This window comes from Streptococcus cameli (genome assembly GCF_053207365.1).
Map to the genome: position 1 here is coordinate 1,033,825 of NZ_JBRUIM010000001.1, position 12,297 is coordinate 1,046,121.

General features: G+C 39.1%; 10 protein-coding genes. All 10 read left to right on the plus strand.

The window, feature by feature from the left end:
* Positions 1 to 24 precede the first annotated feature (24 nt).
* The gene (locus ACVR1I_RS05155; RefSeq protein ID WP_447442927.1) at positions 25 to 1,017 is read left to right on the plus strand and encodes a D-2-hydroxyacid dehydrogenase; all 993 of its coding nucleotides are present in this window, start codon (positions 25 to 27) and stop codon (positions 1,015 to 1,017) included.
* Between the two features lie 28 nt (positions 1,018 to 1,045).
* On the plus strand, positions 1,046 to 3,394 hold the full coding sequence (locus tag ACVR1I_RS05160; RefSeq protein ID WP_447442928.1) for a glycosyltransferase: 2,349 nt from the start codon (positions 1,046 to 1,048) through the stop codon (positions 3,392 to 3,394).
* Positions 3,395 to 3,528: 134 nt separating this feature from the next.
* The gene (gene trmFO, locus ACVR1I_RS05165; protein WP_447442929.1) at positions 3,529 to 4,863 is read left to right on the plus strand and encodes a methylenetetrahydrofolate--tRNA-(uracil(54)-C(5))-methyltransferase (FADH(2)-oxidizing) TrmFO; all 1,335 of its coding nucleotides are present in this window, start codon (positions 3,529 to 3,531) and stop codon (positions 4,861 to 4,863) included.
* A 123-nt stretch (positions 4,864 to 4,986) separates the two neighbouring features.
* On the plus strand, positions 4,987 to 5,811 hold the full coding sequence (locus ACVR1I_RS05170; RefSeq protein WP_447442930.1) for an alpha/beta hydrolase: 825 nt from the start codon (positions 4,987 to 4,989) through the stop codon (positions 5,809 to 5,811).
* A gap of 13 nt (positions 5,812 to 5,824) precedes the next feature.
* Positions 5,825 to 6,571, plus strand: coding sequence for an esterase family protein (locus ACVR1I_RS05175; protein WP_447442931.1), 747 nt, complete (start codon positions 5,825 to 5,827; stop codon positions 6,569 to 6,571).
* A 16-nt stretch (positions 6,572 to 6,587) separates the two neighbouring features.
* Positions 6,588 to 7,751 (plus strand): ATP-grasp domain-containing protein, encoded by a 1,164-nt coding sequence (locus ACVR1I_RS05180; RefSeq protein WP_447442932.1) that lies wholly within the window; start codon positions 6,588 to 6,590, stop codon positions 7,749 to 7,751.
* A 135-nt stretch (positions 7,752 to 7,886) separates the two neighbouring features.
* A complete protein-coding gene (locus tag ACVR1I_RS05185; RefSeq protein WP_447442933.1) occupies positions 7,887 to 8,639 on the plus strand; it encodes an ABC transporter ATP-binding protein in 753 nt (250 codons plus the stop codon).
* Between the two features lies 1 nt (position 8,640).
* Positions 8,641 to 10,617 carry an ABC transporter permease gene (locus ACVR1I_RS05190; RefSeq protein ID WP_447442934.1) on the plus strand — a complete coding sequence of 659 codons (1,977 nt, stop codon included), beginning with the start codon at positions 8,641 to 8,643 and terminating at the stop codon, positions 10,615 to 10,617.
* A 43-nt stretch (positions 10,618 to 10,660) separates the two neighbouring features.
* Positions 10,661 to 11,326: a response regulator transcription factor gene (locus ACVR1I_RS05195; RefSeq protein ID WP_447442935.1), complete on the plus strand. Its 666-nt coding sequence runs from the start codon at positions 10,661 to 10,663 to the stop codon at positions 11,324 to 11,326.
* The gene (locus ACVR1I_RS05200; RefSeq protein WP_447442936.1) at positions 11,323 to 12,273 is read left to right on the plus strand and encodes a sensor histidine kinase; all 951 of its coding nucleotides are present in this window, start codon (positions 11,323 to 11,325) and stop codon (positions 12,271 to 12,273) included. Before ACVR1I_RS05195 ends, ACVR1I_RS05200 begins: the two co-directional genes overlap by 4 nt.
* Positions 12,274 to 12,297: the final 24 nt, after the last annotated feature.

Here is a 12,297-nt window from a genome sequence, read left to right on the forward strand (position 1 = left end):
TTGACTTAATATTGAGGTAAAAGCATGAAACTTAAATTATTTAATGCAACGGTTGAAGAAGCAGCTATCGCTCGAAAGTGGGGAATAGAAAAAGGTGTTTCCATTGAGAGCACTCAAAATCTCTTGACCATGGAAGAAATACCTGGCTTAGAGGGCTGCCACGGGGTTGTCAATCTACAAATTGGCCAGCTTGATAAAGCAATCTACCCTGCTTTAAAAGCATTGGGTATTAAACAGATTGCCCAACGAGGCGCTGGGATTGACATGTATGACTTGGAAGTGGCGACTGCTAACGACATCATCATAACAAATGTACCAAGTTACTCCCCAGAGTCCATAGCGGAGTTTGCATTGACTTTAGCACTGCAGCTGATCCGCAAGACCAAAGACATCAGCAATAGAGTTGAAAACCATAATTTTAGCTGGGATAATTCAATTTGTGGTCGCGTATTAGGACAGATGACGGTTGCCATTTTGGGGACAGGCCGTATTGGACAAGCTACCGCTAAAATGTTTAAGAGTATAGGCTGTCGTATTGTGGGGCATGACCTGTATCCATCAGAGCAAATGGCTGACATAATTGAGTATAAAGATTCTGTGCTGGAAGCTGTTAAAGAAGCAGATGTGATTTCCCTACACATGCCACCAAGTGAAGACAATCATCATTTGTTTGACCAGAAGATGTTCCAAGAATTGAAAAAAGATGCTATTTTAATTAATACAGCCCGCGGAGCCTTGGTCAAAACAGAGGATTTACTGGAATCCTTGGATAAGGGCTTATTAGCTGGTGCTGGAATTGACACCTATGAGTTTGAAGGTCCTTATGTTCCTAAAAATTGGGGAGAAAAGCCACTAGAAGACAATGCTTTTGAAGCTCTCATTCACCATCCCAAAGTTATTTATACACCACACGTAGCCTATTTTACAGATGAAGCAGTGAAAAACCTGGTTGAAGGAGCTTTAAATGCGACCTTTGATATTGTTCAGACTGGTACTACTCAAAATCGTGTAAATTAACAGATACATTAATCCTAAGGAGAAACCATTGCAAACAATTCAGGAAAAATCAAAACAACAAACTATTGATATCGCCTTTGCTGTTAATGAAAATTATGCCCAGTATTTAGGAGCGACTTTATCGTCTATATTGACAAGCAACTCAGATACGAAAATAATTACCCACGTTTTGTATCAAGAATTGACACCTACTATTATTGAACAATTAAATATTCTAGAAGAACATCAACCAAACCTGAGTATCCATTGGATTCAAGTAGAAGCAGAGCGATTCATTCAGATCCCTATTCAAACGGAACAATTTCCATTTGAGTCATTTTTCCGTTTTTTACTTCCAGATTTATTACCAAATTGCCATCGTGTCCTTTATCTTGATGTCGATATTCTTGTAAAGGGAAATTTATCTTCTTTATGGACAATCGATTTTGAAGGTAAGGAAATTGCGGCTGTTAGAGAATCAGATATTTATGCCTATCGGCCTGTTTATCTCAATTCACTTGGATTTTCAATGGATAGTCATTATTTCAGCTCTGGTGTTCTACTCATGAACCTTGACTTGATGCGAAAAAATCATTCGAGTCGCGATTTGGTCAAGATGGCCATTGAAAAAGGATTGGAATATAAATTTCCTGATCAGGACATTTTAAATCTCTATTATCAGGAACAGTATGTCTTTTTATCACCGGCATATAATTATACAGACCGTAGAAAAAAAGATAAAGATTTACCTTCTGAAGAAGTTATTATTGAACATTTTAACGGAACCATCAAAGCATGGCACCCATTATCAAAAATACCAGATTATCTAAAGATTTCTGCCGCAACCTATCAAAATTACCAACGTCGTTATCATGCTTTGTTTGACCCATCACCAAAATTAAGTATTATCATCCCTACTCAAGAATACGCGCATTACCTCGAAGCTTGTGTAGAAAGCTTATTAGACCAAAGTTATAAGAACATTGAAATCATTATTTTGAATGACTCGGTTGATATTCTCGGACAATATACATTTGATTACTTTAAGTCATTTGATTGTATAAAAGTCATAACAGATCGACAAACTAATCTACTTGCAGCTCTAAAAAGTGCTTCCCAACATGCAAGTAGCGATTTTTATCTGATTGTGAAATCAATTGATTGGCTAGCAGAAAAGGCTCTGGAAGAAGAGATGTTGCCCTTAATCGAGTCACAAGCTGATTTATTGATTCCGAATTATTTTTCATTCAACGAACATGACGGATACTTTTATTTCCCTAATAAAAATTACCATATCACAACAGTATCGACTGAAAACCTATTATCGAAAAATTGTTCGATTTCGTTAAATGATTGGCAAGAAAATGAAATTTACGGCACAATATTAACTGCAAAAGCATTTGAGAGTTTACTTTCCTATAACGGAGAGGAAAGTAAAATGATGCACCATCTGTTTCAAACGCAACAAACAGTTACAAATGTCAATGGGCATTTTTATATCAAACGTATTCGAAAAACCGAAACGATTAGTATTCTTGTTCCAATCAACAACGATGTCCCACATTTAGCAGAATGTTTGGGCGGTATTCGGAAGCAGACCTATTCGAACTTTGAAGTATTGATGATGGACAATGGAGCCCCACCTGATTCGCTGGCTATTTGTCAACAATTCGTTGAAAAGGACAAACGGTTTAAACTTGTCCAATATGCTCAAAAAAATACCAAAGAGCAACTTCAGCAAATGCTGCAGGAGAACGATAATGAACTGATCACCATTATTCAGCCAGATGATTGTATTGAAAAATACTATCTTGCTTCACTTTATTTTAATTTGAACTGGTTTCAAGCGGATGTTGCAATTGCAAATTACTACGAATACAAAGAAGAAGTCAAGCAATTCGTTTATTATGTGTTAGCTTCTGAATTCTCTATTAAAACTTTTGAACCATCTACCATTTTGGCAAAAGAACAGTTCAGTGACTATTTTAATAAAATGGTGGCTACACCTTGGGGAAAACTATATAAAAAACAACTATTTGAAGTAGCACTCACTAGTGGATTTTCTATTTTTGATCCGAACATGGAAAACTATCGCCTCATACTTGCAAGCACAAAGATTGTCGTTGTTAATGAGAATGCCTATCTCCACCGTCAGAAACAAACAATACTTGATAAAGAGCCACTGAGTCTTTCGGCGTTTGAAAAACAGTTGCAAGACAAGTACCAACAAGTACTGGACTTTACTTTTGCGGGTTTATCGATTCAATCATTGATAAACGATTTGCATGATTTAGAAACTGAAGCGAAAGCTAATTTCACATTAGATGAATTAGAGATTAGTCAGCAATACAAAAAACTCCAATACCATTTGAAACTACTGAGCAAATCCAAAAAATAATTTTTTACATTCATAAACGCACAAGAGGCATTTAAGTTTGATTTTTGGTATAATCAATAAGTATCAAAATTTACCCCTTTAAAGGGAAATAGAAAGATTTGTGCTAGGGATTCCTAGCAAAGAGGTATTAGTGCATGTCTCAATCTTATATCAATGTCATCGGAGCTGGTCTTGCTGGTTCTGAAGCAGCTTACCAAATCGCCAAACGTGGCATTCCCGTGAAGTTGTATGAAATGCGTGGAGTCAAACCAACACCGCAGCACAAGACAGACAATTTTGCGGAGTTAGTTTGTTCTAACTCATTCCGTGGAGATAGTTTAACCAACGCCGTTGGCCTTCTTAAAGAAGAAATGCGACGCTTGGACTCGATCATTATGCGGAATGGTGAAGCCCACCGTGTGCCAGCAGGCGGAGCCATGGCAGTGGACCGTGAAGGCTATGCAGAAGCCGTTACCGCGGAAATCCACAATCACCCACTGATCGAAGTTATCCGTAAAGAAATCACAGAATTACCAACCGATGTGATCACCGTTATCGCAACAGGTCCTTTAACGTCAGACGCCTTGGCTGCTAAAATTCATTACTTCAATGATGGCGATGGTTTTTATTTCTACGATGCGGCAGCTCCTATTATTGATGTCAATACCATCGATATGAGCAAGGTTTATCTCAAGTCGCGTTATGACAAAGGCGAAGCTGCTTACCTCAACTGTCCAATGACTAAGGAAGAGTTCATCGCTTTCCACGAAGCCTTGACAACAGCAGAAGAAGCACCGCTGAATTCCTTTGAAAAAGAAAAATACTTCGAAGGGTGTATGCCGATCGAAGTCATGGCCAAGCGTGGCATTAAAACCATGCTTTATGGTCCGATGAAACCTGTCGGACTGGAATACCCTGAAGACTTTGAAGGCCCACGCGATGGCGACTTTAAAACGCCTTACGCCGTTGTTCAGCTTCGTCAGGACAATGCTGCTGGATCTCTTTACAATATGGTCGGTTTCCAAACCCACCTCAAATGGGGCGAGCAAAAACGTGTCTTCCAGATGATTCCAGGTCTTGAAAATGCGGAATTTGTCCGTTACGGTGTGATGCACCGCAATTCCTACATGGATTCCCCAAACCTTCTTAACCAATCCTTCCAGTCTAAGAAGCAGAGCAACCTCTTCTTTGCGGGACAAATGACCGGTGTTGAGGGTTACGTCGAGTCTGCTGCTAGTGGTTTAGTTGCTGGTATCAATGCTACGCGCCTCTTCAATGGTGAAGAACCTATTTTCTTCCCTGAAACAACGGCTATTGGTAGTCTACCTTATTACGTTACGCATACAGAGAGCAAGCATTTCCAACCCATGAATGTCAATTTTGGTATTATCAAGGAGCTTGAAGGCCCTCGGATTCGTGATAAGAAGGCACGCTATGAAGCCATTGCTGAGCGAGCTTTGACAGATTTGGAACCCTATCTTTCGTATTAAACTGATTCACTAACACAAAAAACCGAAAATGTTCGGTTTTTTCTTTGTTTTAAAAAGATAATATAGAATTTTTTTGCAAAAAAAGGTATAATATCAAAAAACAAGATATTTGAGGATAAGCTTATGAATAAATCCTATTTTTATTTGGATATGAAAACACATGAACTAGAAGTGCCTTATAGTGGTCAGCGACGAAGGGTTCGTGTTTTACTTCCCAAAAATTATGAAAAAGAACAGGAACAAGCCTATCCAGTTGTTTATTTCCATGATGGCCAAAATGTTTTGTATAGCAAGGAATCTTTTTCTGGTCATTCCTGGAAAGTCATCCCAACTATCAAACGAAATCCCGATATCGCAAAAATGATTGTGGTGACAATTGACAATGATGGTGGAAACCGCATGAATGAATATGCAGCCTGGAAATACCAAGAATTTGCGATTCCTGGTATGCAATTTGGCGGAAAAGGCATTGAATATGCTGAATTTGTAATGGAAGTGGTTAAACCCTTTATTGATCAAGAGTACCGTACCAAATCAGATAAACAACACACAGCGATGGTTGGCTCTTCTTTAGGTGGCAATATTACCCAGTTTATGGGATTAGCCTATGCTGATCAGATAGGTTGTCTAGGAGTATTTTCTTCTGCTAACTGGTTGCACCAGGAGGCATTCAATCGCTATATTGAAAAAAAGAATCTGGATCCAGAACAACGGATTTATCTCTATGTTGGAACAGAAGAAGCGGATGAAACAGATAAAACCTTGATGGCCGGAAATATCAAGCAAGCCTATATCAATTCATCCCTTTCATACTATCGCCAATTGATAGAAGGTGGCATTCCATTGAACCAGATTCAATTAGAGATTGTATCAGGAGCGATTCACAATGAAGAAGCCTGGTCCAGTCAACTGCCAAACTGTCTTCGTTTTTTAGGTGAAAATTGGTAAAAGGAGATACACGATGCATTTTGAAGCCTTAAATCACTGGTCTGGAAAACTTGGCCGTGAAATGTTTTTAAATCGGTATGGCCACGCTGGGATTCCAGTTGTTGTCTTTCCATCTTCAGGTGGTTCACACAATGAATATGCTGATTTTGGAATGATCGAAGCCAGTAAAGAGTTTATTGAACAAGGGAAAATCCAATTTTTTACCCTTAGTAGCATTGATTCGGAGAGTTGGCTAGCTGATTGGAAGTCTCTTCATGATCGTGCCTTAGCTCATCAAGCTTATGATCAATATGTTATTGAAGAAGCCATTCCTTTTATTAAACATAAGACAGGTTGGTTTGACGGTATGATGGCCACAGGATGCTCCATGGGAGCTTACCATTCAGTCAATTTTTTTCTCCAACACCCAGATGTTTTTACAAAAGTCATTGCCTTGTCAGGTGTCTATGATGTTCGCTATTTTAACCAACAAAACGATTATGGCAATGATCCAGTCGTTTACAATCAGTCTCCATCAGACTATATCTGGCACCAGAACGATGGCTGGTTTATTGACCATTATCGACAAGCGGATATTATCGTCTGTACCGGTCTTGGAGATTGGGAGGGTGAAGGCTTGCCAAGTTTCTATACCTTAAAAGATGCTTTTTCTCAAAAAAATATTCCAGCCTGGTTTGATGAGTGGGGCAATGACGTGGCTCATGATTGGATCTGGTGGCGCCAGCAAATGCCTTACTTCCTCGCACATATGAATTTGTAAATAGAAAGGACTGCCTATGAACTACATTGTACTATCGCCCTATTATCCTAAAAATTTTCAACAATTTTCCATTGAATTAGCCAAGCAAGGAATTACTGTCTTGGGAATTGGACAAGAACCTTACGACCAGTTGGGGAAAGAACTACAAGATGCTTTAACAGAATATTTTCGTGTTGAAGATTTAGAAAATATCGAAGAGGTGAAAAAAGCTGTCGCCTTCCTTTTCTACAAACACGGTCCCATTGACCGCATCGAGTCGCTCAATGAATATTGGTTAGAGAAAGATGCAATCTTACGAGAACAATTTAATGTTTTTGGTATGAAACCTTCTGAATTGAAAAAGACCAAATTCAAATCTGAGATGAAGAAATACTTTAAAAAAGCAGGCGTTCCAGTCGTTCCAGGACAAGTCATTAAAAATGAAAAACATATGGCCAAGGCGGTCAAAGAAATTGGCTTTCCCATGATTGCAAAGCCAGACAACGGTGTTGGAGCAGCAGGGACCTACAAATTATTGAGTCAATCAGATTTAGACACCTTTAAGGAAAAATGGGATGGAGAAACAGTTTATTTCTTCGAGCAATTTATCGATTCCAATCACGTCTGTACATATGACGGTTTGATTGATACAAATGGCAATATTGTTTTTGAAACGACACTGGACTACGTTCACCCACCGATTGAATTGGTCAACGACGACAAGGAAAATGCCTTTTACGTTTCAAAAGTGCTGGATTCAAAATTGCAAGAATATGGCCGTGCAATTATTTCTACATTCAAAATGAAGGAACGTTTCTTCCATATTGAATTTTTCCGTGTTGGCGATGATTATATTGCCCTCGAATACAACAACCGTCCTGCTGGTGGTTTTGCATTGGATGTTTATAATTATGCCCACTCTATTGATCTATACAGGGATTATGCCCGTGTTGTTGCTGGTAAGGAAGTAGAAGAACGACAGTTTGAACCTCAATACTGTTTGGCGGTAAGCCGCCGCAACCGGTTGTCTTATATTCAGTCGGAAGAAGAGATTCGGTCAACCTATGCGGATAAGCTTAAGGCTGTTAAGAAAATGCCAAAAGCCTTTGCAGATTTACAAGGCGATTTATTCTTCATTTTCACAACGCAGGAACTTGGTGATATCCAAGAAATGCTTAACTTTATTGGTGAAAAATCATAAACTTTATTCCTTTCTTACAAAGTTGTAAGAGAGGATTTTTTGTCTGTAAGGGGATAAGGAGAACACTTGCGTTATAATAAGGATAGTCAAACCACTTATCTTTTGATACAATAAGCAAAGAAAAGGAGTAGGAGTATGTTTCTAACAGCCAATCATGTGACCCGAACCTTTCGGACGAGAAAATCGAGTGCGGAAGTGAAAGCCTTACAGGATATTAGCTTTCAAGTTGAAAAAGGTGAATTTGTAGCCATTATGGGAGAGTCTGGTTCTGGTAAAACCACTTTACTCAATATACTAGCGACCTTAGACAAACCAACTTCAGGGACAATCAGCTTAAATGGTCAAGATTTAACCAAGATTAAAGAACATCAAATGGCTGATTTTCGCTTGAACAATCTAGGATTTGTTTTTCAAGATTTTAACCTCTTAGATAACTTAAGCGTCAAGGATAATATTTTTCTCCCCTTGGTATTGACGGATACACCACCAAAGGAGATGGAAGCCAAACTGCCAGAATTAGCACACCGTTTGGGACTAAAAGATCTCTTGCTGCAACGACCTTACGAACTCTCTGGTGGCCAACAACAACGGGTGGCTATCGCACGCGCCCTCATTACCCAGCCTCAGTTAATTTTAGCAGATGAGCCGACAGCGGCCTTGGATTACCGAAATTCAGAAGACTTAATGACGATTTTTGAAGATATTCATATGAGTGGGCAAACCATTTTAATGGTGACCCATTCTCCGATGGCAGCTAGCCATGCTAGTCGGGTCTTGTTTATTAAAGATGGGCGCATTTACCATCAATTGTACCGAGGCCACCAAAGCAATACAGAGTTTTACAAGACTATTTCATTAACTATGACCAGCCTGCTAGGGGGTGAGTAAGATGTTCTATCTTAAATTAGCCCTCAGTAATTTAAAAAAGGCCAATTCTGCCTATTTTCCATTTATTCTCTCCAGCGTGACTCTTTTTGTACTCCTCAATACCGTTTCCATCATCTGGCTGACACCCGATATCCAAGTCAAGCGGACAACGCCAACTGTTTTGGGCTTTGCCTTTTGGGTCATTGCGATTTTTTCCTTTATCATCGTCCATTACAGTTACAATTTCCTTTTAAAACAGCGGACAAAGGAATTTGGTCTTTATAGTGTATTGGGGATGAACCGTAAGCGCATTAGCCTGATTGCCACGCTGGAATTGGTCTTTGTGTTTTTGGGAATACTTCTATTAGGTAGTTTGTTAGCAACAGTCTTATCTAAGTTTCTTTATCTTGTCTTGGTCAATTTGATGCAGCTGTCCAATTTTGATGTTCAGATTACCAGCGCTAGCTTTTTCAAGAGCCTTCTCTGTTTTGCAGTCATCTTTGGGACGGTTATGCTGATGACATGGTTAAGGCTGACTCGTCTCTCTTCTTTGGAATTGTTAAAAGCCAGCAAGAAAGAAGAAAAAGAGCCTAGAGGCAATGGATTCATTGGAATAGTGGGCGTCGTACTGATCCTTGCGAGCTATATCTTTTCTTTCAAAGATATTCAGCATTTCGACGGTTACTATGTCCAATTTTCGTTCTTGGCTGTCGTCAGCGTCATCATTGGGACCTATCTTTTCTTTATCAGTTTTCTTTCTTGGTTCTTAAAGAAACAAAAAGAAAATCCTCATTATTTTTACAACTCCAAGCATTTTATACCGGTATCCAACATGTTGTACCGCATGAAGCAAAATGCACTTGGTCTGGCTAATATAACGATTTTAGCAACCATGGTCATGGCAACTCTTATCGGAACGGCCAGTTTTTATTACTCGACCAATGAAATGATTGAAAAGATGTATTCTACTGATAAAAATACCTATCTTACAATCAACAACGTCCGAGACCGTCACGCTGCTGAAAAAGTTAGTCAAGAAATTTTCTCAGAAATTGGGGCGTCTTCAGAACATTTTGACAGCACACTTTACTTTTCAACAGGTGGAAATATTGAAAACATAGAAAACTTATCCCTTCAACAAGTGATGGAAGATGGTGGCTATACTTCCAATCTCTACCTCATCAGCATGGAGGATTATGAAACTTTCGATAACCCTTCTCTTGCATTAAAAGCAGGAGAAGTAGCCGTATACCAAAGTGATGATAAGAGCAATAGCCAGTTAAAAAGTGTGACACTATTGGATAATAAAACCTATTCGGTCAAACAATTGGATCAGCAGCCAACTCTCTCTATACAATCATTAAACCTTGCACAAAGCAGTGTCATAGTGGTTTTACCAAACGAAGACCTGCTATATAAGCAATCAGATATCTTTGGAGGCGATTATGCTTTCGACGATGAAAATGCAGGTTACCTCAGTTATTCCCTCAATGGCAGCTTAACTTCAGAAGAATATGAAAAATTGAGTTATCTACGAGATAACCGAACAATTGCTAGCACTTATTTTTGGTCCAATAACAAGGACGAAGACAAACAGGAAAACTTGGATTTCACGGGACCATTCCTCTTTATTGGCGTTCTTATTGGCACATCATTCTTACTGGGTGCTTGCTTGATCATGTATTACAAACAGCTCTCAGAGGGTTACGAAGACAAGAAGTCCTACAAAGTGCTACAAGAAGTTGGCATGAGCCAACAATTGGTGAAAAAAACCATCAATGGCCAAATACTTTTGGTTTTCTTTGCACCTCTATTATTGGCAGTTTGCCATGTTGTAGCAGCTCTTCCTCTTCTTAATCGCTTTATCAGTCAAATGGGGCCAGATTTTGGCTACAAAATCTATTACATTGCAGCTATTCTTATTTTGGTTTTTGTCCTGCTCTATTATCTGGTGTATAGAATAACCAGCAGGATTTATTACCGAATCATTGAAAGGTAGACAAAAAGTGGCAATTCAAGCCACTTTTTTGTAAAATAAAGATATGAATGAACAAAAGAAACTATTTTTAGTGGAAGATGATCCATTGATTGTTTCATCGCTAAAGACCTATTTTCAGGATCGCTACCAGGTTGAAAGCGTCCAAAATTTCCGAGCAGTTCAACAAGAAATAGCAGAAGTAGCACCAGACATTGTTCTGATGGACATCACACTTCCCTATTTTAATGGCTTTTATTGGACAACCGAGTTGCGAAAACACTCCAGTGTTCCCTTGATTTTTATCTCCAGTGCCAATGAGGAAATGAATGCTATTATGGCACTGAATATGGGAGCAGACGACTTCATTGCCAAACCTTTTTCTTTGTCTATTTTAGAAGCCAAAATTGCTGCGCTGCTGAGAAGAAGTCAGGATTATAGTAGCAATGACCTTGTATTGGATCAGTTCCGTCTGTCAGGAGATGGAGAATTTACAGACGGTGTTGAGAGCATTCAACTCACTCCCACGGAAAACAAGATTTTTCATATCTTAATGCAGGAACAGGGAAAATTGGTGACCAAAGAACGCTTGCTCGAAAAGCTTTGGGAAAATGAAGATTTTATCGACCAGAACACGCTGAATGTCAATATGACAAGGCTTCGGAAAAAATTACGGTCCTTGCAATTTGATAGGATTCACACCATTAGAGGGGTAGGCTTTTTAATTCAATGATTGGAAAATTTATCAAACAACACCTGGGCTGGATTCTTCTCTATCTAGTCTTGGTCTTGATTTTTCTTGCAACCTTCTTCCTCTATCGCTTACCCCTGTCCATCTTTGCCAACAGTCTCTTGTTTGCCTCGACTGTATTTGTCTTGGTACTATGCTTTCAATATGTTCGGTTTCGAAGGTTCATCCAAGATTTAGATCATTTGTCCATCCAGCAGGAAAAAGATTTGCAGACGCCTTTAGAACAAGCATTTTATGCTGTTTTGATGAAAGAGTTGAATCAAGCTCAAGCTGAAAAAGAAACCCTCCAGCAGCAATCCATCAAACTAAATAGCTTAATCAAAATGTGGTCCCACCAGATCAAGGTTCCCTTAGCTAGTTTGGATTTGATGGTGCAGACCAATCAATTAAAAACACAAGAGGTGGCTAGTCAGGTCCATGCGATTCAACATTACTTGACCATCTTACTCAACTACATGAAATTCCAAGAAAAATTGGACGACTACCGATTTGAAAATGTTTCTATCCGTCCGTTAATCACTACCATCATCAAAGACTACCGCATGCACTGTTTGGCAAAGGACTTATCCGTTCAAATAGAGGGCGATTGGCAGTTGCTAACCGATAAAAAATGGCTAAGCTTTGCGATTAGTCAATTGATTGATAATGCCATTAAATACAGCAGAAGTGGTGGTAGAATCAGGATTTTAATGAAAGAGAGCCAATTACTCATTCAGGATGAGGGGATGGGCATCTTGCCTGAAGACCTGCCCCGCCTATTTGATGAAGGTTTTACTGGCTTTAATGGGCACCAACACCACAAATCAACTGGTTTGGGCCTCTACATGACCAAATTGATTTTAGATGAGTTGAACCTAAATATCTCTATTGAAAGTGTCATTGACGAGGGAACATCCGTTATAATTACAAGTAAAAAGAACTCTAATTGAGAGTTCTTTCATTTTGTTTACATA